The organism is Exiguobacterium sp. s127, from assembly GCF_018618695.1.
GTDB classification, from domain to species: Bacteria; Bacillota; Bacilli; order Exiguobacteriales; family Exiguobacteriaceae; genus Exiguobacterium_A; species Exiguobacterium_A oxidotolerans.
Map to the genome: position 1 here is coordinate 52,258 of NZ_JACSMO010000003.1, position 23,636 is coordinate 75,893.

Annotated in this window: 22 protein-coding genes; 19 read left to right on the forward strand and 3 right to left on the reverse strand. The window is 49.9% G+C overall.

Features of this window, described 5'->3' with window-relative positions:
- Nucleotides 1–30 precede the first annotated feature (30 nt).
- From pyrR to KNP98_RS05265, 11 genes are all read left to right on the forward strand, one after another.
- Nucleotides 31–561, forward strand: coding sequence for a bifunctional pyr operon transcriptional regulator/uracil phosphoribosyltransferase PyrR (gene pyrR / locus KNP98_RS05215; RefSeq protein WP_029330897.1), 531 nt, complete (start codon nt 31–33; stop codon nt 559–561).
- A gap of 52 nt (nt 562–613) precedes the next feature.
- Nucleotides 614–1,930 (forward strand): uracil-xanthine permease family protein, encoded by a 1,317-nt coding sequence (locus KNP98_RS05220; RefSeq protein ID WP_214801892.1) that lies wholly within the window; start codon nt 614–616, stop codon nt 1,928–1,930.
- A gap of 122 nt (nt 1,931–2,052) precedes the next feature.
- Nucleotides 2,053–2,967, forward strand: coding sequence for an aspartate carbamoyltransferase catalytic subunit (locus KNP98_RS05225; RefSeq protein ID WP_214765211.1), 915 nt, complete (start codon nt 2,053–2,055; stop codon nt 2,965–2,967).
- Between the two features lies 1 nt (nt 2,968).
- Nucleotides 2,969–4,240 carry a dihydroorotase gene (locus KNP98_RS05230; RefSeq protein WP_214810828.1) on the forward strand — a complete coding sequence of 424 codons (1,272 nt, stop codon included), beginning with the start codon at nt 2,969–2,971 and terminating at the stop codon, nt 4,238–4,240.
- Nucleotides 4,233–5,321, forward strand: a complete 1,089-nt coding sequence (locus tag KNP98_RS05235; protein ID WP_214765207.1) for a carbamoyl phosphate synthase small subunit — start codon at nt 4,233–4,235, stop codon at nt 5,319–5,321. The genes KNP98_RS05230 and KNP98_RS05235 overlap by 8 nt, the downstream gene beginning before the upstream one ends.
- On the forward strand, nt 5,314–8,526 hold the full coding sequence (carB, locus tag KNP98_RS05240; RefSeq protein WP_214765205.1) for a carbamoyl-phosphate synthase large subunit: 3,213 nt from the start codon (nt 5,314–5,316) through the stop codon (nt 8,524–8,526). Before KNP98_RS05235 ends, carB begins: the two co-directional genes overlap by 8 nt.
- The gene (locus KNP98_RS05245; protein ID WP_214765203.1) at nt 8,523–9,254 is read left to right on the forward strand and encodes a dihydroorotate dehydrogenase electron transfer subunit; all 732 of its coding nucleotides are present in this window, start codon (nt 8,523–8,525) and stop codon (nt 9,252–9,254) included. Before carB ends, KNP98_RS05245 begins: the two co-directional genes overlap by 4 nt.
- Complete coding sequence (locus KNP98_RS05250; RefSeq protein WP_214810829.1) at nt 9,251–10,180, forward strand: dihydroorotate dehydrogenase; 930 nt, start codon at nt 9,251–9,253, stop codon at nt 10,178–10,180. Before KNP98_RS05245 ends, KNP98_RS05250 begins: the two co-directional genes overlap by 4 nt.
- Entirely contained in the window at nt 10,155–10,853 is a 699-nt protein-coding gene (pyrF, locus tag KNP98_RS05255; RefSeq protein WP_214810830.1) for an orotidine-5'-phosphate decarboxylase, read from the forward strand. The genes KNP98_RS05250 and pyrF overlap by 26 nt, the downstream gene beginning before the upstream one ends.
- Nucleotides 10,850–11,482 (forward strand): orotate phosphoribosyltransferase, encoded by a 633-nt coding sequence (gene pyrE, locus KNP98_RS05260; protein WP_088837413.1) that lies wholly within the window; start codon nt 10,850–10,852, stop codon nt 11,480–11,482. Before pyrF ends, pyrE begins: the two co-directional genes overlap by 4 nt.
- Before the next feature lie 152 nt (nt 11,483–11,634).
- Nucleotides 11,635–12,447 (forward strand): GNAT family N-acetyltransferase, encoded by an 813-nt coding sequence (locus KNP98_RS05265; protein WP_088837412.1) that lies wholly within the window; start codon nt 11,635–11,637, stop codon nt 12,445–12,447.
- Between the two features lie 205 nt (nt 12,448–12,652).
- Here KNP98_RS05265 and KNP98_RS05270 read toward each other — a convergent pair whose 3' ends face one another.
- Both KNP98_RS05270 and KNP98_RS05275 read right to left on the reverse strand, forming a co-directional pair.
- Nucleotides 12,653–13,624: a zinc-binding dehydrogenase gene (locus KNP98_RS05270; RefSeq protein ID WP_214810831.1), complete on the reverse strand. Its 972-nt coding sequence runs from the start codon at nt 13,622–13,624 to the stop codon at nt 12,653–12,655.
- Nucleotides 13,625–13,626: 2 nt separating this feature from the next.
- A complete protein-coding gene (locus KNP98_RS05275; protein ID WP_029330885.1) occupies nt 13,627–14,118 on the reverse strand; it encodes a lactoylglutathione lyase family protein in 492 nt (163 codons plus the stop codon).
- 107 nt (nt 14,119–14,225) lie between these two features.
- Here KNP98_RS05275 and KNP98_RS05280 point away from each other — a divergent pair, with 107 nt between their 5' ends.
- The 4 genes from KNP98_RS05280 to KNP98_RS05295 all read left to right on the forward strand — a co-directional run bounded on the left by KNP98_RS05280 (nt 14,226) and on the right by KNP98_RS05295 (nt 17,263).
- Nucleotides 14,226–14,528, forward strand: a complete 303-nt coding sequence (locus tag KNP98_RS05280) for a winged helix-turn-helix transcriptional regulator (protein WP_214765190.1) — start codon at nt 14,226–14,228, stop codon at nt 14,526–14,528.
- Between the two features lie 35 nt (nt 14,529–14,563).
- On the forward strand, nt 14,564–15,253 hold the full coding sequence (locus KNP98_RS05285) for a metal-dependent hydrolase (RefSeq protein WP_214810832.1): 690 nt from the start codon (nt 14,564–14,566) through the stop codon (nt 15,251–15,253).
- Between the two features lie 202 nt (nt 15,254–15,455).
- The gene (locus KNP98_RS05290) at nt 15,456–16,355 is read left to right on the forward strand and encodes a DUF4097 family beta strand repeat-containing protein (RefSeq protein ID WP_214765186.1); all 900 of its coding nucleotides are present in this window, start codon (nt 15,456–15,458) and stop codon (nt 16,353–16,355) included.
- A complete protein-coding gene (locus tag KNP98_RS05295; protein WP_214765184.1) occupies nt 16,352–17,263 on the forward strand; it encodes an FUSC family protein in 912 nt (303 codons plus the stop codon). Before KNP98_RS05290 ends, KNP98_RS05295 begins: the two co-directional genes overlap by 4 nt.
- A 112-nt stretch (nt 17,264–17,375) precedes the next feature.
- On the opposite strand, the gene KNP98_RS05300 is transcribed toward KNP98_RS05295, so the two are convergent.
- Nucleotides 17,376–19,070, reverse strand: a complete 1,695-nt coding sequence (locus KNP98_RS05300; protein WP_214765182.1) for an Rqc2 family fibronectin-binding protein — start codon at nt 19,068–19,070, stop codon at nt 17,376–17,378.
- 169 nt (nt 19,071–19,239) lie between these two features.
- On the opposite strand from KNP98_RS05300, the gene gmk reads away from it, so the two are divergent.
- The 4 genes from gmk to priA are packed head-to-tail and all read left to right on the forward strand — an operon-like array spanning nt 19,240 to nt 23,630.
- Nucleotides 19,240–19,857 carry a guanylate kinase gene (gene gmk, locus KNP98_RS05305; RefSeq protein WP_200872407.1) on the forward strand — a complete coding sequence of 206 codons (618 nt, stop codon included), beginning with the start codon at nt 19,240–19,242 and terminating at the stop codon, nt 19,855–19,857.
- A 1-nt stretch (nt 19,858) separates the two neighbouring features.
- A complete protein-coding gene (rpoZ, locus tag KNP98_RS05310) occupies nt 19,859–20,062 on the forward strand; it encodes a DNA-directed RNA polymerase subunit omega (RefSeq protein WP_029330878.1) in 204 nt (67 codons plus the stop codon).
- 56 nt (nt 20,063–20,118) lie between these two features.
- Nucleotides 20,119–21,309, forward strand: a complete 1,191-nt coding sequence (coaBC, locus tag KNP98_RS05315; RefSeq protein WP_214801877.1) for a bifunctional phosphopantothenoylcysteine decarboxylase/phosphopantothenate--cysteine ligase CoaBC — start codon at nt 20,119–20,121, stop codon at nt 21,307–21,309.
- Complete coding sequence (gene priA, locus KNP98_RS05320; protein WP_214765178.1) at nt 21,306–23,630, forward strand: primosomal protein N'; 2,325 nt, start codon at nt 21,306–21,308, stop codon at nt 23,628–23,630. Before coaBC ends, priA begins: the two co-directional genes overlap by 4 nt.
- Nucleotides 23,631–23,636 lie beyond the last annotated feature (6 nt).

Sequence of the window (23,636 nt, forward strand, 5' to 3'; positions counted from 1 at the left end):
GCAGGAGGTTTTTTTATGAAAGGAGAAGCCATGAAACCAGCCATCATTTTAGATGAAGCGGCAATCAGTCGTGCCTTAACACGAATCGCCCATGAAATCATCGAGCGCAACAAAGGGATTGAAGAATTGATGATCGTCGGTATCAAGACGCGGGGCGAAACACTTGCGAGACGCCTTGCCCGGCGGATTGAAGAGATTGAAGGAAAAGCCGTGTTACTTGGTGTCGTCGACATCTCGATGTACCGCGATGATCTCTCGAAGAAAAGCCTCGAGCCGGAAATCAAAGGGTCCGAGATGCCGGAAGACGTCACAGGAAAAATCGTTGTGCTCGTCGATGATGTCCTGTACACGGGACGGACGGTCCGCGCGGCAATGGACGCACTCGTCGATCATGGTCGACCAAGCATGATTCAGTTAGCTGTCCTTGTTGACCGAGGTCACCGGGAACTCCCGATTCGACCAGATTTCATCGGCAAGAACGTTCCGACGTCACGCGAAGAACAAGTCGTCGTCGCCTTATCAGAAGTCGACGATGCTGATCAAGTATTCATTAAACGTTAAATCAAAAATACCTTTAACGTGGTCCAGAGAGACCAGAAAGGGAGATGCTCTCATGTCAAAACATAAAGCAATTCTTGAAGTCCGTGAATTACCGAAACATCCTCTTCAATGGCTGATGCTCAGCCTCCAACATGTCTTCGCGATGTTTGGTGCGACCGTGCTCGTTCCGTTACTTACGGGATTAAACACATCTGTCGCACTCGTCGCGAGCGGAGTCGGCACGTTGATTTTCCTCGCCGTCACCCGTTTCAAAGTCCCCACATACCTTGGTTCTAGTTTTGCCTACATCGTCCCAATCATCGCCGTCAGCGAACGCTGGGGTGTCGAAGATGCACTTGTCGGCGGGATGGTCGCTGGACTTGTCTACGGACTTGTCTCCTTAATCATCATGTACACAGGTGTCTCCTGGTTGATGAAACTGCTTCCGCCGGTCGTCATCGGTCCAGTCATCATGGTCATCGGTCTATCGCTTGCCCCAACGGCTGTCAGCATGGCAATGAACGGAGCGGATGGCACATATAACGGCTTGTTCTTCTTCGTCGCCTTGACGACGCTCGCTGTTACGCTCCTCGCGATGACGTACTTTAAAGGCATGTGGAGTACGGTGCCGATTTTGTTCGGTATTCTCGCCGGATACCTCGTCGCAGCAATTAGCGGGATCGTTGATTTCGCACCACTGCGCGAAGCAACATTCTTCCATCTACCTGACTTTACGATTCCGTTCCTCGACTATTCACCGACCTTGAACTGGGCAGCACTCGCCTTGATCGTCCCGGTCACACTCGTCACGTTGACGGAACATATCGGTGAACAAAAGGTCACTTCCCGCATCATTGGGCGCGAGACGCTCCTTGATCCGGGAATGCACCGGACAGTGCTTGGAGACGGGATTGCCAAGGCAGTCGCTTCGATGCTCGGTGGACCACCTGTCACGACATACGGCGAAAATAACGGTGTCATGGCGATTACGCGTGTCTACAGCGTGTTTGTCCTTGGTGGCGCAGCATTACTTGCAATCAGCTTCGGATTCCTTGGATACGTCGAAGGCTTCATTAAAACGATTCCGACACCCGTCATGGGCGGCATCAGCATCCTCTTGTTCGGGGTCATCGCCTCGAACGGTCTCCGGACGATCGTCGAAAGTAAGGTCGATTTAGCAGATAAACGAAACTTGACGATCACGGCGGTCATCTTGGTCATCGGCATCGGCGGTGCAGCTTTGAAAGTGGGGAACTTCTCGTTAGAAGGAATGGCGCTCGCCACCATCCTCGGAGTTGTCTTGAACTTGATTTTACCGAAGGCGGCACAGGAAGAAGTCGACATCGAAGAAACACCTTTACAACCGAAACGAGCAGCTAACGACTTTTAAGACGTTCCCGAGAGGACGATAAAGTGGAGGCCCTTGTAGATCGCAGATGTTCATCTGCTTTCTTCAGCGCACCTTCACATCAGAAGGTGCGCTTTTTTGCGGCCGAAAAAGGAGTGAACGAGATGAAAACCCAACCAGTGAGTCCCGATTTCGTCAGTCTCGACCAGCTCTCGATTCTAGAAATCGAGCAGTTGATTGAGCGGGCGCTTGAATTGAAACATGGACAACCGTCAAATACCTTTGCGAATAAAACGATCGCCAACCTGTTCTTTGAAAATTCGACACGGACACGCTGTTCATTCGAGATGGCGGAACATCGCTTAGGAATGCATGTCCTGCCGTTTGAGACGACGACATCGTCCGTCCAAAAAGGAGAAACGTTACTTGATACATGTAAAACACTTGAAGCACTCGGGGTCGAAGCACTTGTCATCCGCCATCACGAGACAGGTTATTACCACGCGCTGATTGAACAGTTGACGATTCCGGTCATCAACGCGGGCGATGGGAGTGGTCAACATCCGTCCCAGTCTTTACTCGATTTAATGACGATGTTCGCTGAATTCGGTCATATTCACGGCAAAACGGTTGTCATCTGTGGGGACCTGCGACACAGCCGGGTCGCCCGGTCGAACGCGGACGTGTTGCAGCGGCTCGGGGCGACCGTCATCGGTTCCGGTCCACCGGAATGGTTTGACGAGACGATGGGGATTGCCTATGTCCCGATTGACGAGGCACTCGAGCAAAGTGACATCATCATGTTACTCCGGGTTCAACAGGAACGGCACAATCAGGCGATGGAGCTCGAAGAAACGTATCACGAACAATATGGTTTGACACTCGACCGGATGCGGCGGATTCGACCGGAAGCAATCATCTTACACCCGGCACCCGTCAATCGCGGGATCGAGATTGCGGACGAACTGGTCGAACATACCCAGTCACGAATCTTCGAGCAGATGAAAAATGGTGTGTTCGCCCGAATGGCGATTTTAGAACGTGCGTTTCATCCTAACTCAACTGAAGGAGAGATTTAATATGACACTACGTATCGATCACGCAACATGGTATCAAAACGGACAATTGCAACAATCAAGCATTCGCATCGAGGATGGCTTGATTACGGATCTCGATGCTGCGCCGCGGGCGGACGAGCAAGTCATCGATGCAAGTAACCGCTTATTAGCACCAGGCTTCGTCGATATTCATGTCCATCTCCGCGAACCGGGTGGCGAACATAAAGAAACGATTGCAACAGGTACGGCCGCAGCCGCAGCCGGCGGATTCACGACAATCTGTCCGATGCCGAATACGCGTCCTGTTCCGGATGACCGCGAGACGTTAGACGCCTTGTTCAAGAAAATCGAAGAAACGGCGTCTGTCCGGGTTTTGCCTTATGCGGCGATTTCAAAAAATCAGCTAGGACAGGAACTCGTCGCGTTTGAAGAATTAACGGATGCCTTTGCGTTTACAGATGACGGCGTCGGCGTTCAAAGTGCCGCCGTCATGCGGGAAGCGATGCGACGCGCAGCGAAACTCGGGAAGGCGGTCGTCGCCCATTGTGAGGACGATACGTTGAAAGCCGGCTGTGTCCATGAAGGTGCGTATAGTGAACGGGAAGGACTGCAGGGGATTCCGTCACTAGCGGAAAGTATCCACATCGCGCGCGACGTCTTAATCGCAGAAGCGACCGGCTGCCATTATCATGTCTGTCATGTCTCGACAAAAGAATCAGTCCGGGTCATTCGTGACGCCAAACGGGCAGGAATCCGTGTCACGGCAGAAGTGACACCGCACCATCTCGTCCTGACGGAAGATGACATCGAGGGGCAGGATCCGAACTTTAAAATGAATCCGCCCCTTCGGAGTAAGGCAGACCGGGCGGCATTGCTCGAAGGGTTACGCGACGGCACGATTGATTGTATCGCAACGGATCATGCGCCGCACGCAGCCGATGAAAAAGCGCTCGGCATCGAGCGGGCACCATTTGGAATTACGGGCTTCGAGACAGCCTTTCCACTACTTTATACGAAACTTGTTCAAACGAACCAGATGACGCTAAGCGACTTAGTCGATGCCTTGACACGCAAGCCGGCCGCCTTGTTCGACTTACCGTATGGTCGCTTGGAAGTCGGGGCACCGGCAGATCTCGTGTTGCTTGATTTAGAGACCGTTCGACCGGTTGAACCAGAACGTTTTTATTCAAAAGGAAAAAATACACCGTTCGCGGGGCAGTTACTGACAGGATACCCGGTCATGACACTCGTCGGTGGAAAAATCGTATTCAAGGGGGAAACGGCACATGTCTAAACGGACACTCATTTTAGAAGATGGTATGACGTTCGAAGGGACAGCATTTGGCGCAACACGCGTCACGATGGGGGAGGTCGTCTTCCAGACAGGGATGACGGGATACCAGGAAATGTTATCTGATCCATCCTATTGTGACCAGATGATCGTCTTGACGAATCCCTTGATCGGGAACTATGGCATCAACCGGGAAGATTACGAAACGACGCGACCACTTGCGAAAGCACTCATCGTCCGTGAAGTCTGCCATACTCCGTCGAACTTCCGCTCCCAATCGTCGTTAGCAGAGGCCTTAGAAGAATTCGATATTCCGGGCTTAACCGGCGTCGATACACGTCAACTGACGCGCCACTTACGATCAAAAGGCGTCATGCGGGGATTGCTCGTCGATGGTGAATTTAATCTCGCCGACCAATTAGAGCGTTTGCACAACATGCCACTCGCAACGGATCAGGTGCAACGTGCTTCGACGGAACGGGCGTACATCATCCCGGGTGCCGGTCCGCGGATTGTCCTCGTCGACTTTGGTGCAAAGCTCGGCATCGTCCGTGAACTCGTCCGCCGCGGTTGCGAAGTTGTCGTCGTACCGTACAATGTTACGGCGAAGGAAGTCTTACGTTATAAACCGGACGGCATGATGTTATCGAACGGTCCCGGGAATCCGAAAGACGTTCCAACAGCGATTCCATTGATTCAAGAGCTGACAGGGAAAATCGTCATCTTCGGCATTTGTCTCGGTCATCAATTGATTGCGCTTGCGCACGGCGCCGATACGTTCAAGTTACCGTTCGGTCATCGCGGTGCCAATCACCCGGTTCAAGATCTTCAAACCGGTCACGTCAGCATCACCTCACAAAATCATGGCTACGCCGTCGACGAACAGTCATTGAAGGGATTCGAGTTAATCGTCACACACGTCGCGATCAATGATGGGACGGTCGAAGGTGTCAGACACCGGACGGAACCTGTCTTCTCTGTTCAATATCATCCGGAAGCATCACCCGGTCCAATGGACGCCAATGATTTATTCGATCAGTTTTTAACAGAAATCACGAACCAACAGGAGGTCACTCATGCCTAAACGTCAAGATATCCAGAAGATTCTCGTTATCGGATCAGGTCCAATCGTCATCGGACAAGCAGCAGAGTTTGATTATGCCGGAACCCAAGCGTGCCAAGCACTCAAGGAAGAAGGTTACGAAGTCATCCTCGTGAACTCGAACCCCGCAACGATCATGACAGACCCGACTGTCGCGGACCGGGTTTACATCGAACCGCTCCAAGCGGAGTTCGTGTCCCGGATCATCCGCAAGGAACGTCCGGATGCCTTGCTTGCGACACTCGGTGGGCAGACTGGATTGAATCTAGCGGTCGAACTCGACCGACTCGGCGTTTTGGCTGAATATGGTGTCGAACTGCTCGGAACGAAACTGTCCGCGATTGAAGAGGCAGAAGATCGTGATTTGTTCAGAAAATTGATGTTCAGACTGGGACACGGTGTCCCGGAGAGTGAAATCGTTCATACAGTAGAAGAAGCGGAACAATTTTGCGCGAAAATCGGTCTGCCGATCATCATTCGACCGGCTTACACGCTCGGTGGTACAGGCGGCGGGATTGCTGAGACGATGGACGAGTTCGTCCGAATCGTCGAGGGCGGTATCAAAGCGAGTCCGGCGAACCAAGTATTGCTCGAGAAATCGATTGCCGGGATGAAAGAAGTTGAGTTCGAAGTCATGCGTGACGCGACGAACCAAGCGATCATCGTCTGTGCGATGGAAAACTTTGACCCGGTCGGCGTCCATACGGGCGACTCGATTGTCTTTGCACCGACCCAGACACTGTCCGACCGCGATTATCAAATGATGCGAAATGTTTCACTCGACATCATCCGTGCCCTTGGCATCGAAGGCGGATGTAACATCCAGTTTGCACTTGATCCGCATAGTTTCGACTACTATGTCATCGAAGTGAACCCGCGCGTTTCGCGCTCGTCGGCCTTGGCGTCGAAGGCGACAGGCTACCCGATTGCAAAACTTGCGGCAAAAATTGCTGTCGGTTATGCCTTATCGGAACTGAAGAACCCGATCACGGAAACGAGTTTTGCCTCGTTTGAACCGGCACTCGACTATGTCGTCGCGAAGATTCCGCGCTGGCCGTTTGATAAGTTCGAATCGGCAGACCGGACGCTCGGGACGCAAATGAAGGCGACAGGTGAAGTCATGGCGATGGGACGGACGATGGAAGAAGCCTTGCTGAAGGCAGTCCGCTCGCTCGAAATCGGGATGTCGGATCTCCGGATGGACCGTTTTCTCGACATGGATGAAGTGACACTCAACCAGTACATCGTCAAAGCAACGGATGAACGGCTATTCGCCCTTTACGCGGGAATGGAGCGGGGTTATTCGGTCGAACAAATTCACGAATGGACCAGCATCGACCGGCTGTTTTTAGAGAAGTTACACCATATCTTCCGGATTGAACAGGAGTTGGCACGCGAAGAGCTGACACGCGAGCGTTTATTACACGCAAAACGTTACGGCTTCAGCGATGCGATGATTGGCCGGATCACGAAGAAAAGTGAGACCGTGATTCGCCACACGCGAAATCAAGAACAGATTCATCCCGTCTACAAGATGGTCGATACGTGTGCAGCAGAGTTCGCTTCCGATACACCGTATTACTACGGGACGTATGAAGTCGAAAATGAAGCGGCACCGACGACACGCCCGTCGATTCTCGTACTGGGTTCCGGGCCGATCCGGATTGGACAAGGGGTCGAATTCGATTATGCGACGGTCCACTCGATTCAAGCGATTCGCGAAGCGGGTTATGAAGCGATCATCGTCAACAATAACCCGGAAACGGTCTCGACGGACTTCTCGATTTCGGACCGGCTCTACTTTGAACCACTGACGACGGAAGATGTTCTCGAAGTCATCCGAAATGAACAACCGATCGGCGTCATCGTCCAGTTCGGCGGGCAAACCGCCATCAACTTAGCTGAGTCGCTCGCTGACGAAGGGGTCAAGATTCTCGGAACGGCGTTAGAAGATCTTGATATGGCAGAAGACCGGAAACAATTCGAAGCCGCTTTGACAAAACTTGAGATTCCACAACCGCCCGGAAAAACAGCGGTCACGGTCGAAGAAGCGACGGCAGCGGCAGCGGGTCTCGGCTATCCTGTCCTCGTCCGTCCGTCTTATGTCCTCGGTGGACGTGCAATGGAAATCGTCTACGGGCAACAAGAGCTCGAACATTACATGAAACATGCCGTCATCGCCTCGCCGGAACGACCGGTCCTCGTCGACCGTTACTTGACGGGAATGGAGCTTGAAGTGGATGCGATTTGCGACGGTGAAGATGTCGTCATCCCGGGTATCATGGAGCACATCGAACGTGCGGGAGTACACTCCGGGGACTCGATCGGGGTGTATCCCCCGCAACGTGTCGCACAAGCAATCAAAGATCAAATCGTTGATTACACGACGCGTATCGCAAAAGCATTCCGCATCAAAGGATTGCTCAACATCCAGTTCGTCTTCGCTGACGGGGAACTCTATGTGCTTGAAGTCAACCCGCGGGCGAGTCGGACTGTACCGTTCATCTCAAAAGTAACGGGATTACCGGTCGCACGTCTCGCGACGAACGTCATCTTAGGTGAGACACTCGCGTCTTACGGACTGATAAGCGGTCTCCTGCCGGAAGAGAAGCTCGTGTCCGTCAAAGTACCGGTCTTCTCATTCGCGAAACTGAAGGAAGTGGATCCGTCACTCGGACCGGAAATGAAGTCGACCGGTGAAGTCATCGGAACGGACCGGACGCTCGAGAAAGCACTGTATAAAGGGTTACTCGCTTCCGGAATGGCGATTCCTGAACATGGTCGTATCTTGATGACGGTCGCTGATCAAGATAAACAAGAAATGCTGGGTCTCGCCAAGCGGTTTGCAACACTCGGATTCACATTGCTCGCAACAGCCGGAACAGCAAGCTTCTTGACAGAACATGAGTTAGCCGTCCAGGTCGTCGGAAAAATTGGTTCCGATCAAGGGTCAATGCTTGATTTAATCGAAAAAGCGGAAGTCGAGTATGTCATCAACACGATGAGTCGCGACTCCCAAGTGACGAAAGATGGTTTCATCATTCGCCGGGCAGCCGCAGAAAACAATGTCGTCTGTCTGACATCGCTCGATACGGCAGAAGCGTTACTCCGAGTCATTGAAAGTCTCTCGTTCGAAGCAAGTTCGATTCAAGCATTCACGCATATGAAAAAGGCGGTGACGCGATGATTGAACTACTAACGGTCGTCTCAACGAAGAAGGTCGCAGTTAATGCGACAGAGTTGATTTGTCGGATGCCGGAGGTAAAAAAGATTGAGCCGGGTCGCTTCATGCACCTGCGTGTCGGCCCGTTATTACGGCGTCCGATTTCAATCGCAAACGTCGAAGGCGATCTAATCACTTTTTTATTCAAAGAGATTGGTCAAGGAACAAAAGAACTCGCTTCCTTACGGCCTGGGGATTTCGTCGATGCCCTCGGACCACTCGGGAACGGTTTCCCGGTGAACTTGATTGAGCCGACGAGTTGCGTTGTCCTCGTTGGTGGGGGAATCGGTGTTCCGCCACTGTATTATACGATGCGTAAACTTGTCGAACGTGGGGTGACGTGTGAAGCGATTCTAGGGTTTGATACGGCAGACAGTGTGTTTTATGAAGAGGCGTTTAAAAAGCTCGGGCCGACGACGATTACGACGGTCGACGGGACAGCGGGTGTTCAAGGATTTGTGACGGCGGCACTGACACCAGAGCGGTTCGATACGTTACTCGCGTGTGGTCCGGAACCGATGTTACGTTCCTTGCAAACGGTCCCGATTCAAGATCGTTTCCTGTCGATTGAAAACCGGATGGGTTGTGGGATTGGTGCTTGTTTCGCCTGTGTCTGTAAGACACCGGACGGAAACTACGTGAAGACATGCTCCGATGGTCCTGTCTTTCGGGCGGAAGCGGTGATTTTATGAATCGATTAGCGGTCACGTTACCGGGATTGAATTTGAAAAATCCAATTATGCCAGCATCCGGTTGCTTCGGCTTCGGGGAAGAGTTTGCCAAGTTCTACGATTTATCTGTCCTTGGCGGAATCATGATTAAGGCAGCGACAGGCGAGGAACGGTACGGAAACCCAACCCCACGCGTCGCGGAGAGCGGAATGGGGATGTTGAACGCAATCGGGTTGCAAAACCCAGGCGTCGAGGGCATCATCGAAACGAAGTTACCGTTCTTAAGCCAGTTCGACACGGAAATCATCGCGAATGTCGCCGGATCAACACCGGAAGAATACGAAACGGTCACCCGGTTAATCAGTCAAAATCCGGTCGTCAAAGCAATCGAGTTAAATATTTCTTGTCCGAACGTCAAATCCGGCGGACTGCAGTTCGGAACAGACACACGGATGGCAGCAGAATTGACGCGACGCGTCAAAGCAGTGTCGGATAAACCCGTCTACGTCAAACTGTCACCGAACGTCACGTCAATCGTCGAGATGGCACAGGCCGTCGAACAGGCAGGAGCGGACGGGCTGACGATGATCAACACGCTAGTCGGGATGCGAATTGATGTCCGGACTGGTCAACCGATTCTTGCAAATCGGATTGGCGGTCTATCTGGCCCCGCCATCAAACCCGTTGCAATCCGGATGATTCATGATGTCGCACAAGTCGTCGAGATTCCGATCATCGGGATGGGCGGCGTCATGGAGGTCGATGATGTGCTGGAAATGATTTATGCCGGTGCGTCGGCTGTAGCGGTCGGGACGGCGAACTTCGTCAATCCGTTCATTTGCCAAGAGTTGATTGCGGCACTCCCGAAACGGATGGACGAACTCGGGATCGAACATATTTTAGACATTAGGGGGAACGCTTATGGATCAGCTTTACATCGCGCTTGATTTTCCGTCAGGATTACACGTTACTCGATTTTTAGAAAAATTCGGCCCAGTCCGACCTGCCGTCAAAGTTGGCATGGAACTCTATTATGCCGAAGGTCCAACATTCGTCCGACAATTGGTCGAACGGGGACATGCCGTCTTTTTGGACTTGAAGGTCCATGATATCCCGGAAACGGCGCGACGAACACTTCGCGTCATCGGTCAGCTCGGCGTTGAGTTGACGAACGTTCATGCTGCGGGAGGACTCGAAATGATGCGCGCGGCACGGGAAGGATTAGACGAAACAGCTGCGGGCACCCGGTTGATTGCCGTGACACAATTGACGTCGACGGATCAGGCGATGGTCGAACAATTACTGATTCATGAGGAATTGGATACCGTCGTCGTCGCATATGCACAACTAGCCGAACAAGCTGGTTTAGACGGAGTTGTCTGTTCAGCACTCGATGTTGAAAAAATCAAGCCGAGTTGCCGCGACAGATTTCAACTCGTCACACCGGGGATTCGACCGGCAGGGACAGCGGCGCATGATCAAAAACGAATCGCAACGGTTGAATTTGCCCGCGATGCGGGAGCGACGGATCTTGTCATCGGACGCGCCATCACGCAGGCGGATGATCCGGCAGCGATGTACGAAGACTTACTGGCACAATGGAAGGGGATCCGACAATGAATCAATTAGCGACTGCATTACTCGAAATCGAAGCCGTCACACTTTCACCGAGTCAACCGTACACATGGGCGAGCGGACTCCGTTCACCGATCTACTGTGATAATCGTCTGACATTGTCGAGTCCGGATGTCCGTTCGATGATTGCCGATTTATTGGCGCAGCAAGTCAAATCGTTACAAGTCGACGTCATCGCAGGGACGGCGACAGCGGGTATTCCACACGCCGCGCTCGTCGCGGACCGACTCAACTTACCGATGGTCTATGTCCGCGGTAGTGCCAAACAACATGGAAAAGGGAATCAAATCGAAGGGCGCATTAAACCGGGCCAACGCGTCGTTGTCATCGAAGATTTGTTATCGACAGGTAAATCATCGATTGAAGCGGCTGAAGCTTTGCAACAGGCAGGGGCGGAAGTCGTGCAGATTCAAGCCATCTTCTCCTATGGCATGAGTCGTTTGCAAGCTAATTTAACGGCAGCGAATCTGAAGGCGACATCGCTACTGAATTTTTCGGAGTTACTCGAAACGGCAGTTGCGACAAGTGCGATCTCGAGAGACGAACAGACACAACTGCTCGCGTGGTCAATTGATCCAGTTGCTTGGAGTGACCGTTTCACAGCGACGATTTGATTGAGTGAATCAAATACCAGAGTGTAAATAGAGGCTCCTTATCCGGACGGGTAAGGAGCCTTGACGATTTTAGATGAATGTTTTTTGACTTGTCGTATGGGGTGGAAACTTTTTTTGTTACACTAGTTGTAGAACAAAGGAGGTCGCTTCAGATGGTAACGCATTATCGGGATTATGAGAGTTTTAAACGCGTGGCTGTTCCTTTCCTTGAACAGCGCAGTGAGGTCCACCAATTGCCGCTCGGTATCTTGGCACGGGGGGATACGCCACTTTTGATGGCGATCGCTGAAGAAGACGACCGAAAAATCATCATCCTACAAACGATTGAAGAACAGGCGATTTTGGCAGGTGAAGCATTTTCGGATCCAAGCATGCGAAAACTTGCCCGGATTTTTGACTGTAAGGGATATGTCGGAGAACATGCGCTCGTCAAGCCGCTTCTTGCTCCGCATACGAAATACCGTGTGAAGATGGATCAAGGAATGTATGCCTTACATCACGTGACGGGACCACCGCAACTTGAATACGCTTTTCGTATCGTTGACGAACAGGCTGTCGACCAAGCCGTCTCGTTCGGATGGGACTTCATTTGCGAGACCGGTGCATTAGCCGTGACGGAGCGGAATCGTCTTCAAAATGAACAGACGATTCGTCGTCATAGTTCAAAGCAGACGTTATTTGGTCTGTTCGACGGGGACCGTCTCATATCCATGACGTCAGCTAGTCGACCGACGACGTCAGGCGTGACCGTCTCTTACGTCTATACGCCGCCGGAACTTAGAGGGCGAGGTCTTGCTTCTGATCTCGTGGCCCGTGTCTGTACCTATTTGCTGGAGCAAGCGTACCCGATGATCACACTCTATACGGACTGGTCGAACCCGACGTCCAATAAAATCTATCAAGCAATCGGCTTTCAACTCGTCGGTCGCTCGTTACAAATCACAAAAACCGATAAATACCGGTAGTCAAGAGTCGGTCTGTTTGTCTTTGACAACGGAACATAAGCTTTTTTCCTGTTTGGTGCGGGCGAAGCGAATGATTTTTTCAACACGGGATGAAAACTGTTGTTGCGGTGTTACAGCTATGCATCAAATCATGATAAATATAAAAACGCCGATGCTGCCGTCTGAAAATGGAAGCATCGGCGTTTCAATTTTGGATGTTGCCTACTTAAAACGTCGCGATGATTTTACCGCGGACGTGTCGTTCTGCCAACCGCTTTAGCCCTTCGACCAGTTGATCGGCTGGGATGATATCTGTGACGAGTGGATCGAGTTCATTCTGTTGCACGAGCAGAAGCAACGCCGATGCCATTTGACCAAGGTTACGGATGGCGCGGTCATTTTGACTCGCGTAAGCAGCGGCAAGCGCGACTTCATGGATTGACGGTGACAACGTAAACGGTTTGACGATCGACAAATCCGGACCGCCGGCGATATAAGCGAGTTGACCGGAAAAGGCGAGCCGTCCTAAATCGTCCGTCGCTTCAGCTCGGCCGACCGTATTCAAGATTAAATCGACACCACGTCCATCCGTCCAGTCGCGAATCACATCGGTGATGTTCTCCAGTTTATAATCAATCGCTAAGTCAGCCCCTAACCGCTTGACCCAGTCATGATTTTCAGTCGACGCTGTTGTCGCGACACGTAAGCCGAGACGTTTCGCGAGCTGGATGCCGAACCCGCCAACACCACCGGCACCGGCGTGGATGAGAATCGTCTCTTTATCCGTCGTGTTCATCTTTTGATGGATCGCTTCATAAGCCGTCATCCCGGCGCAGAGAATGGCTGCGGCATCGGTAAAGCTGACGTCTTCCGGAATGAGGGCAAGTGCCCGTGAATCGACTGCAGCGTATTCCGCGAACGCTCCATTTTTTTGAAGGTTCGTATGAATCGCGACACGGTCTCCGACCGACAAATCACCTGCGTCTGAACCGACCTGTTCGACGACTCCGGCTAAATCGACACCGGGAATGTGCGGGAACGTCCAAGCGGGATTGTTCGTCGCTTTGTAATCGACAGGATTCAGGGCGACGGCTTTAACACGAATCAACGCTTCATGTGCTTTAAGTTGCGGCATCTCGACGTCACGGTACTGCCAATTTTCAATAGATGTTCCCTCTTGATTGAGCCAGGCCTTCATGATTAATAGGCGCCTTCGGAGTACGTCAATTCATATGAGTGTGAATAGAGTTCGACGAGGTTACCGAACGGATCTTCACAATATACCATGCGGTACGGTTTTTCACCCGGGTAGTATTCACGAATCGGCATCCGTTGTTTGCCGCCGTGAGCCACAATTTTTTCGACCATGCCTTCAATATCCGGGTCTTGAATCGCGTAATGGAAAATACCTGTTTTCCAGAATTCGAAGTTATTTTCCGGTTGTTCATTGTTCGGGAATTCAAAGAGCTCGATCCCGATCCGGTCGCCTGTCGCCATATGCGCGATGCGGAATTTGCCCCATCCTGCTCCAAATACGTCCGTACACATGACGCCGATTGGGGAATCGTCTTCAACGACATCAGATGGTTCCATGATGACATACCATCCCATAACCTCCGAATAAAATGTAATAGCAGCTTCTAAATCTGGGACCGAAAGTCCGATGTGTGAAAAATTACGTGGGTAAGTCATGTTTGTTGTCTCCTTTGCTTTTTGATTTACGCTAACGGTAACTTACGATACACTCGATTGCATAGTACGCACTTTGAAGTAACTACTTGAAGGAGAGACGAAAAGTAATGACGACAGAACAATTTCCAGTTAATCGAGCGCTCGAAATCATTGGTGGAAAATGGCGTCCACAGTTATATTGCACGTTAGAGGACGGTCCTAAACGTTTTCTAGAATTGCATCGGTCGATTCCGGGCATCTCAAGGAAGGTGTTGACAGATCAATTAAAGGAACTTGAACGACTTGGCATGGTCGAACGGATTGAATTTGATGAAGCAGTCCTGCATGTCGAATACCGACTGACAGATGCTGCGTTTACGCTTCAACCGGCGATGAAAGGTTTATGTGCTTGGGGAGAGGGGAAAAAATAACTCGTTCCGATTATTTGTTAGGGGAGGTCTTTTAAATGAAAGTGACATATCACGGACAGTCAACGGTAACGATTGAAACGAATGGACAACACATCGTGATTGACCCGTTTTTTAGTGGGAATGACAAAGCGATGACAAAACCGGAAGACGTCAAAGCAGATTTTATTCTATTGACCCACGCCCATGCCGATCATATGGCGGATGCGGAAACGATTGCGAAGTCGACGGGCGCGACGATTGTCGCAACACATGAACTAGCGACGTATTTAAGTTTTAAAGGGTTGAATGTTCATCCGATGAATATCGGCGGTCAATTTGAATTTCCATTCGGAAAAGTAAAAATGACGCAAGCCTTCCATTCTTCAAGCATCATTGATGAAGAGAAGCAGACCATCATGTACATGGGAATGCCGGCTGGCTTCTTACTGACGATTGAAGATAAGGTACTGTACCATGCAGGAGATACGGCGTTGTTCGGCGATTTAGCATTGTATGGGGCACATCATGACATTGCTCTTGCATTTTTACCAATCGGCGACAATTTCACGATGGGACCGGAAGATGCCTTAATCGCTGCCGATATGTTGCAGGCGAACGCGGTTGTACCGATTCATTACGATACATTCGACTTAATCAAACAAGATGCCAAATCTTTTTGTGATGAGCTTGAAGCGCAAGGGCAGACAGGTCATCCTTTAGCGATTGATGAATCGCTTGAACTGTAAAGCAGATTTTGAAAAATTAGAGCTAACTTAAAAGGAAGAAGGAGAATCATTTCAGCTGATTCTTCTTCTTCCTTTTTTTTACCGCCGTTCATTCTTCCGCCCGATGCCAAGACATTTACGATTTTCGTATGATGGAGAGAGGATGTTGACAGGACAATCATAAATTCGGAATAATGGAAGTGAACTGGATGGAGGTAAACGGATGGACGATACAACGAGTAGATCAGAACGAAAACGAAAACAGTCGACGTTTACACGTTTAAAAGCAAAACGACGAAAACAAAATGATTCTTTTGAAAGAATTGGTCAGCGCAAGCCTGTTCGCCGTCCGTGGATACTATATGCTTCGGTCGGATCAGCCCTTATTCTTCTATACGCGGTGACACTCTTACTTACGACAGATTCTTTATCTCGTGGTGAGACATTCAAGACGACGAACCGCTATAAAACATTACAAATCGAAGCACCGAACGCGAGCATCAACTTCGTTAGAAGCACGGATGGGAATGTTCAATTGAAACTGGTCGATAGTGCTTCAAGTAAAAAACGCTTAAAAGTCGGGACGTCAGGAAATACGATTACCGTGACAGGACGTGACGGCTGGCTGGCCCGATTCGGAAATCGCCCGAGCTTGAAAACAGGGGATTATGAGATTGAAGTTGGTTTACCCAGCTATATGAATCGGATTGATGTCGATGCGGCCTCGTTAACAGGGATGGGCGTTTTTGCCAAAGTGATTCAGCTTGACGCGGAGACGATTCGTCTGAACAAAATTAACGCAGATGACGTGACATTGATTGGGAGCGGATCTGTTGACATCGAGGATTTGAATGCTGTTCATGCTGATATCACAGGAAAGAGTGTCAAACTCGACGAATATGGTGTGAAACTTGATTTAAGCGTCAAGACGATTGATGGAGCGATTCGATTAAATCCTGCAAAAACCGCTGGGACAATTACGGTTGAAACGGATGGAGATGTGAAAGTTGCAAAACGTTACACGAAATTAAAAGACGACAGTGCAGTTATTTATGAGCTGTCGAAACAAGAAAAGCCGGAAGTGACGGTTGAAAGTGAAGTCGGGCAGGTGACGCTCGAGTGAACATCCAATTTCGAATCGGTCTCCGTACCATTAAGACAGGGATCGCCGTCGCGATTGCGCTCAGCTTCTCTTGGTACGTCTTTGACATCTATTCTGGAATGGGAGCCGTCGCAGCAATCGTTGCGATGCAACCGACGATTCACCGCTCCTTTAAAATGTTCTTTAATCGAGTGTTCGGAACGATTTTAGGCCTTGTCTGTGGTCTCGTAGTCGTTGCGACGTTAGGGGCAAACCCCTTGACGATTGGGTTAGCCGTTATCGTGTCGCTCGTCTTCAACTCGATGATTGGTCGGACGGACATGTCGACGTTTGCTGCCTTTGCCATCGTTTTGATGTTTGAAAGTCCGACTGCCGATTATGTCCATTATGCCTTGACGCGGTCTCTGTTGACGGTCGTTGGTGTTTTATCGGCGGTCGCCGTCAACTATATCGTCTTCCCACCGCACTATGAAAACCGTTTGATGTTGCTCGTCAAAAAAACGACGCAACAATTAATGGAGGACTGGCGGAGTCTCGTTAAGGACGATGCAAAACTGCTGGCAGTCCGTAAGCAAGTGCTGAAACATGAAGAGATGATGTTGATGCTTCAAGAAGATCAAAAATATCCGCTCGTGACGAGTGGACAAAGTGAACCGTTTATTGAACTGAAGCAACTCGTCGATTTAGAAGATAAATTACTGTTACTGCTTGAGAGTATCGCCAGTCACCGAGATATCCCGATGACGGATGAACAAGAAAAAATGCTCGGTCAAGAGATCGACTTTTTGTTGAGTCATCATTATGATGTGATTTTTTCGCATGAACGGAAACAATCAATGTTCTCGTTTGATGAAGAAGTGAATGAAGCGAAGGATATCATCAATGGGCATCTCCTTGATTACCGTGAACAGCTCGAAAAAATCAAGTAGATGTTCTCTCCGAGCGGGCGTCTCATAATATTTTCGTAAAAGAAGACGAACACGCTAAAAAAGATGGAACGTCACTTCAAAGTGATGTTCCATCTTTTTTAGCGTGTAAATATCATTTTAGGCGAAGCGTTTGTACGAGACTCGCATCCGGAGTGACGTACAACGTCGTTTGATCCGTATAGATGACGAAACCGGGTTTGGCACCACTTGGCTTCTTGACATGACGGAGTTCCGTGAAATCGACAGGGACTTGACTCGATTCACGTGCTTTTGAATAATAAGCAGCGACGATTGCAGCTTCTTTTAATGTCGTTTCATCCGGTTCATCACTCCGAATGATGACGTGCGAGCCGGGTATGTCTTTCGTATGCAACCAGGTTTCGGAGCGTCGTCCGAATTTGAACGTCGCATAGTCATTTTGTTTGTTATTCTTACCGACGAAGAAGTCGATGCCCGTTGAAGATTGATAAGCTTCAAGTTTTGGGACGAGCGGTTTCTTTTTCTTTTTACTGCGCTCGCGTAAGTAGCCTTCTTCGACGAGTTCTTCGCGCATTTCCCGGATATCATCGGGTGATGCAACCTCGAGTTGGGCGAGTAACGACTCGAAGTAATCGATTTCGAGTTGGTTCTTCGTCAATTGTTTTGCGACTTCAACTTTGGCTGTCTTTAGTTTGTTGTAGCGTTTATAGTAACGCTGTGCATTTTCGTTCGGTGAGAAACGGGGATCGAGTGCAATCGTGATTTCTTTCCCGTCCTCATCATAATAATCGACGACGGTCGCTTCTTTCATCCCGCGTTGTAATTGATACAAGTAGGTCGTCAAGAGCTCACCTTTATGCTTCAGTTCATCCATCTTCTCAGTCGCCGCAAGGTCCCGTTCGAGTTTCGTCCGTTTTAAGAGGTTCTTCTCGTATTCACTCTTAATGAAGCGTTCTAAATCCGCGGCCTGTTGTTTGACACGGTCGCGGTTCGATTTTTGATGGAAAAAGGCATCGAGGACGTCACCACTCGTCGTGAACGTTTTTTCATCGACAATCTCGCCATGCTGTAAGGCAACGGGCGAAAACCGTTCTTTCCCACTCGCGAGCCGTTGGAAATAGTACGGTCCTTCCAGTTCGTTCAAGACGGACCGGAGTGCTTCCGCGAGCGAAGTTCGATTGGCAAGTCCTGCACGCAAGACGACTTCTTCAGCGATTTGTGGGGATAGTCCACTGAACAGCCCGAGTAATTGACGGTCAATCTTACCGGCGTTCCAATCGATACGATGTAAGGCTGTTTCAATATCCCCAGTCAATGGATCGACTTTATCCTGTTGCGGGGGGAGTTGATATTGTAGTCCCGGCATGATCGTCCGGAACGTATTTTGACTGAGTGGAAGATGCTTAATCGCATCAAGGATTTTGTCCTGACCATCCGTCAATAGAATGTTCGAGTGACGTCCCATCAATTCGATGTACAATTTTTTAGCTTCTTCGTCACCGAGTTCATTGCGGGAACGAATACGCATCAAAATGACACGGTCCCGTCCTAATTGTTCAATTGATTCGATGAAGCCACCTTCTAGATGCTTCCGGAGCATCATGCAAAACATCGGGGGTTCGCTAGGATTGCTCGTCGATTCGCTCGTCATATGCAAACGTGCATACATTGCGTTCGCAGATGCGAGTAGGGTGACGTTCTTACGATCGGCCCGGATGCTAAAAATTAAATCGAGTGCGTACGGTTGATGAATCTTGTTGATCCGCCCACCGACGAGCATCTGTAGTTCGTTGACGACACGTGTCGTCATCAATCCATCAAAAGCCATGATATTACCTTCTTTCCTGATTTCGTTTCCACTTTCTAAAGGTAACAGAAACGGCTTCGTTATGGTATGATAAAGCAGTCGAGCTAGAAAAAGATTACTTGCGAACTTCCTGTCTATACTGCTAATATGAAACAATGTGAAGTTTGTTAGATGGAGGGGTTCTGAAGTGATTTTCAAAGAGCGTGGCTTATTACTCGTATTATCTGGTCCAAGTGGTGTTGGTAAAGGGACGGTTTGTCGTGCCTTACGTGAAGACGAGGACAATAATTTGCATTATTCGGTGTCATGTACGACACGGAAACCGCGTGAAGGAGAAATTGATGGTGTTCATTATTTCTTCAAAACACGTGATGAGTTCGAGCATATGATTGAAAACAATCAATTACTTGAGCATGCAGAATTTGTTGGGAATTATTACGGTACACCAGTTGACTGGGTGAACAAAATCTTAGATGAAGGCAAAGATGTCATCTTAGAAATCGAAGTACAAGGTGCGATGCAAGTGAAGGAGCACTTCCCGGAAGCGGTCTTCTTGTTCTTGGCGCCTCCGAGTCTTCAAGAATTACGCAATCGTCTCATCGGGCGAGGGACTGAATCAGAAGAAGTCATCAAACAACGTCTCCTCGTTGCAAAAGAAGAGATTGAAATGATGGATGCTTATGATTATGTCGTGACGAATGATGAAATTCACAAAGCGTGTGATCGGATTCAAGCAATCGTCACTGCGGAACATTGTAGTCGGGAACGCGTTGCGTCCCTTTATAAAAAAGCCATGGAGGTTAAATAACATGTTATATCCATCAGTAGATAAGCTACAAAAGAAAGTCCCTTCTAAATACACAATCGTGACGGTCGCTGCTAAACGAGCGCGTCAAATTCAAGACGGAAAACGTGTGAAAGTCGCGAATCCGAAATCACATAAGCCAGTCGGAAAAGCCCTTGAAGAGCTCTACTTCGGAGAGGTATTGGTCACGAACCAACCGCAAGACTAATTTTGAAGCAGCCACTCCTCATTGTGGCTGTTTTTTTCAATAAGGAGGAGTTCAATATGCTAACGAATCGTAATATCTTACTCTGCGTCGGAGGTGGAATTGCCTCCTATAAAGCAGCAGCACTCGCCTCGAAACTTGTCCAGGCGGGGGCGAACGTCCAAGTCGCAATGACGAAAAATGCGCAACAATTCGTCGGGAAGACGACGTTTGAGGCATTGACACGGAAGCCGGTCTATGATGATGTCTTCATCGAACATGATGCTTCGAAAATCGCGCATATCGATTTAGCGGACGAGGCGGATTTGATTGTCGTCGCTCCAGCGACAGCGAATTTGATTGCCAAACTCGCGACAGGCATCGCCGACGATTTCATCACGACGACGATTCTCGCTGCGAAGTGTCCTGTCGTCGTCGCACCGGCGATGAACGTCAATATGCTCGAACATCCGGCGACAGTCCGAAATCTCGATCAATTGATGGCAGACGGCGTCCAGGTGATTGCACCAGGAGTCGGTAATCTTGCTTGTGGATGGGTCGGGAAAGGACGTCTTCCGGAGCCTGAGGATTTAGTCGAGACCATCAAAGGGCTCTTCGAGACGAAACCACTTGCCGGGCGTCATGTATTAGTCAGTGCCGGTCCGACAATCGAACGGATTGATCCGGTCCGTTATCTAACAAATGATTCGTCCGGAAAAATGGGTGTTGCGCTAGCAGAAGCAGCACGTGATTTTGGCGCTACGGTGACACTCGTCCATGGACCGATTAAAGGCGAACTGCCGAGCGGGATGACGACAGTGGCGATTGAATCAGGAGACGAGATGCTCCATGAGATGCTTACGCGTTATGCGGCACAAGATTTAGTCATCATGGCGGCAGCAGTGGCCGATTATCGTCCAACGGTTCAATATACGAAAAAACAGAAAAAAATCGATGGGCCGTTACGGATTGAACTCGAAGAGACGACGGACATTTTACGGACGTTGGGTGAGCAGAAGACGCATCAAGTGCTTGTCGGGTTCGCGGCTGAGACGGAACAAGTCGAAGTTCACGCTCTGAAAAAACTAGAGCGAAAGCATGCTGATTTTATTGTCGCAAATGATGTCTCCCGTCCGGACATCGGATTTTCAAGTGACGAAAACCAAGTGACGGTTTTCGGGAAAAATGGTCCCGCTAGACACTACGGTCAACAACTGAAAACGGATTTAGCGAAAGTTTTACTGGAACAATTCGCTGAGGTCTTACGATGATTGCTGAAGTCATCGTCGACGTAGCAGCAGCGACCGTCGACCGACCGTTCGATTATGAAGTACCGGAATTGTGGCAGAATCTTGTCGTTCCCGGCATGCGAGTCGAAGTACCCTTTGGGCCACGGGCGTTACTTGGCATCGTCGTCGCGACAAAGGAAGAAAGCGATTTGACACGGATTAAACCGATTGTCCGTGTTCTTGATGAAGTTCCGACCTATACGGAGGAACTGTTAGAACTTTCCTCGTATCTGTCGGAGACGACACTTTGTTATCAAGCGACGGCGTTACTCGCGATGTTACCCGCGGCGTTAAAGGTCAGTTATGATAAACTGATTTTGACGGAAACTGCTCGATTTTCGAACTGGAACCGCAAAAAAATCAGTCAGTTCCCGAGTGAAGTCCAACAGGAAATCTTACTCGCCGCACGCCAAGGCGAGATTGAGCTCCAACCGGTCGTCAAAGAAAAAAAGACGACGAAAACGGACAAACGGATTCGCCTGCTCGATCCGTCGATTCCGTTGTCGAGTCAAGCAACGAAACAAGTATTGTTGCGGGACTATTTAATCGAACAAAAGGAGACGATGTGGAGTCACGTCATGCATGAGCTCGATTTGACATTAAGCATCGTCCATACGCTAGAACGTAAAGGTGTCCTCAGTGTCGAAACGGTGGACATCCATCGCAATCCCTACGAACATTTGACGCAGGATATCTTTACGCCTGCGATGCTGACAGACGATCAACAGGCGGCGGTCGACGCGATTACGGCGCCGGACGAAACGGCGACCTTTTTACTGCATGGTGTGACCGGCAGTGGAAAAACGGAAGTTTACCTCGAGTCGATTCACGCGATGCTTGAACGGGGACGACAGGCGATTTTGCTTGTGCCCGAAATTAGTCTGACACCGATGATGGTCAAACGATTCAAGCGTCGGTTCGGGGAACGGGTCGCCGTCTTGCATAGCGGGTTGTCGCTCGGTGAGAAGTACGATGAATGGCGCAAGATTGCGCAAGGGGAAGTCGATGTCGTCGTCGGGGCACGCTCCGCCGTGTTTGCACCACTGACGAATGTCGGCATCATCATCTTAGATGAAGAACATGAAACAACGTATAAGCAAGAAGAAAATCCAAGGTACCATACGCGAGATGTCGCCACGTGGCGGGCTGCGTTCCATCATTGTCCGGTCGTCCTCGGAAGTGCGACACCGATTCTTGAGACATACGCCCGGTCGCAAAAAGGGGTCTATCAGTATTTACCGCTCAAGGAACGATTCGGTGGCGAGTTGCCTCCGGTCGATATCATCGACATGCGTAAAGAACTCGAGCGCGGGAACCGGACACCGTTTAGCTTGCCGCTGATCGAAGGAATCAAACAACGGATTGAGCGGGGCGAACAAACAGTCCTGCTACTCAATCGACGTGGTTATACGACGTTTGTCCTGTGTCGTGATTGTGGAGAGACGTTGCAGTGTCCGCACTGTGCCGTCAACTTGACGTATCATCAACAAGCCGATCGTCTCAAATGCCATTACTGTGGTTTCGAGGCAGCGATGCCAAAAGAATGTCCATCCTGTTCGTCGAAAAAAATTCGACAGTTCGGGACGGGGACGCAAAAGATTGAAGAAGAACTGGCACATTTGATTCCGGAAGCGAAAATCATTCGAATGGATCAAGATACGACGTCGCGTAAAGGCGCACACGAAAAGTTACTCAATGCGTTTGAACGACGCGAGGGAAACATTTTACTCGGGACGCAGATGATTGCGAAAGGGCTAGATTTTCCGAATGTCACACTCGTCGGTGTCATCGCAGCAGATGCGACACTTGGAATTCCTGATTTTCGGGCGAGTGAACGGACGTTCCAGTTGATTACGCAAGTCTCCGGACGCGCCGGTCGCGGTGAACTGGCTGGGCAATCCATCATCCAAACGTACAATCCCGAGCATTACGTCATCCAAACCGCAAAGCAACATGATTATGAAACGTTTTATAAACGTGAGATGCAATTACGTAAACTAGGTGGGCATCCCCCATTTTGGTTTTTAGGACTCATAACGATTTCAGCGGCGCATCCACTAGAAGCACAAGCAGAGGCTGAAGCAATTGCGGCACAACTACGACATCTTGAGTCAGACGACCTCGTCGTCAATGGTCCGCTCGATGCACCGCTCGCCCGACTGAAAAACATGTATCGGCAGCAAGTCATTATAAAACACAAAGGTCAAGAAGAGGTGCGGGAGGCACTCCGCGCGATGCTCGCATTACGCATCAAACAAAAGATCCAAGTAACAGTGGATTTAAATCCATTCGTATTTATGTGAGGTGGC

Excerpts from the sequence above, each read along its gene's own strand:
- pyrR (WP_029330897.1), top strand. The coding sequence starts at position 31 with ATGAAACCAGCCATCATTTTAGATGAAGCGGCAATCAGTCGTGCCTTA.
- KNP98_RS05220 (WP_214801892.1), top strand. The coding sequence starts at position 614 with ATGTCAAAACATAAAGCAATTCTTGAAGTCCGTGAATTACCGAAACAT.
- KNP98_RS05225 (WP_214765211.1), top strand. The coding sequence starts at position 2,053 with ATGAAAACCCAACCAGTGAGTCCCGATTTCGTCAGTCTCGACCAGCTC.
- KNP98_RS05230 (WP_214810828.1), top strand. The coding sequence starts at position 2,969 with ATGACACTACGTATCGATCACGCAACATGGTATCAAAACGGACAATTG.
- KNP98_RS05235 (WP_214765207.1), top strand. The coding sequence starts at position 4,233 with ATGTCTAAACGGACACTCATTTTAGAAGATGGTATGACGTTCGAAGGG.
- carB (WP_214765205.1), top strand. The coding sequence starts at position 5,314 with ATGCCTAAACGTCAAGATATCCAGAAGATTCTCGTTATCGGATCAGGT.
- KNP98_RS05245 (WP_214765203.1), top strand. The coding sequence starts at position 8,523 with ATGATTGAACTACTAACGGTCGTCTCAACGAAGAAGGTCGCAGTTAAT.
- KNP98_RS05250 (WP_214810829.1), top strand. The coding sequence starts at position 9,251 with ATGAATCGATTAGCGGTCACGTTACCGGGATTGAATTTGAAAAATCCA.
- pyrF (WP_214810830.1), top strand. The coding sequence starts at position 10,155 with ATGGATCAGCTTTACATCGCGCTTGATTTTCCGTCAGGATTACACGTT.
- pyrE (WP_088837413.1), top strand. The coding sequence starts at position 10,850 with ATGAATCAATTAGCGACTGCATTACTCGAAATCGAAGCCGTCACACTT.
- KNP98_RS05265 (WP_088837412.1), top strand. The coding sequence starts at position 11,635 with ATGGTAACGCATTATCGGGATTATGAGAGTTTTAAACGCGTGGCTGTT.
- KNP98_RS05270 (WP_214810831.1), bottom strand. The coding sequence starts at position 13,624 with ATGAAGGCCTGGCTCAATCAAGAGGGAACATCTATTGAAAATTGGCAG.
- KNP98_RS05275 (WP_029330885.1), bottom strand. The coding sequence starts at position 14,118 with ATGACTTACCCACGTAATTTTTCACACATCGGACTTTCGGTCCCAGAT.
- KNP98_RS05280 (WP_214765190.1), top strand. The coding sequence starts at position 14,226 with ATGACGACAGAACAATTTCCAGTTAATCGAGCGCTCGAAATCATTGGT.
- KNP98_RS05285 (WP_214810832.1), top strand. The coding sequence starts at position 14,564 with ATGAAAGTGACATATCACGGACAGTCAACGGTAACGATTGAAACGAAT.
- KNP98_RS05290 (WP_214765186.1), top strand. The coding sequence starts at position 15,456 with ATGGACGATACAACGAGTAGATCAGAACGAAAACGAAAACAGTCGACG.
- KNP98_RS05300 (WP_214765182.1), bottom strand. The coding sequence starts at position 19,070 with ATGGCTTTTGATGGATTGATGACGACACGTGTCGTCAACGAACTACAG.
- rpoZ (WP_029330878.1), top strand. The coding sequence starts at position 19,859 with ATGTTATATCCATCAGTAGATAAGCTACAAAAGAAAGTCCCTTCTAAA.
- coaBC (WP_214801877.1), top strand. The coding sequence starts at position 20,119 with ATGCTAACGAATCGTAATATCTTACTCTGCGTCGGAGGTGGAATTGCC.
- priA (WP_214765178.1), top strand. The coding sequence starts at position 21,306 with ATGATTGCTGAAGTCATCGTCGACGTAGCAGCAGCGACCGTCGACCGA.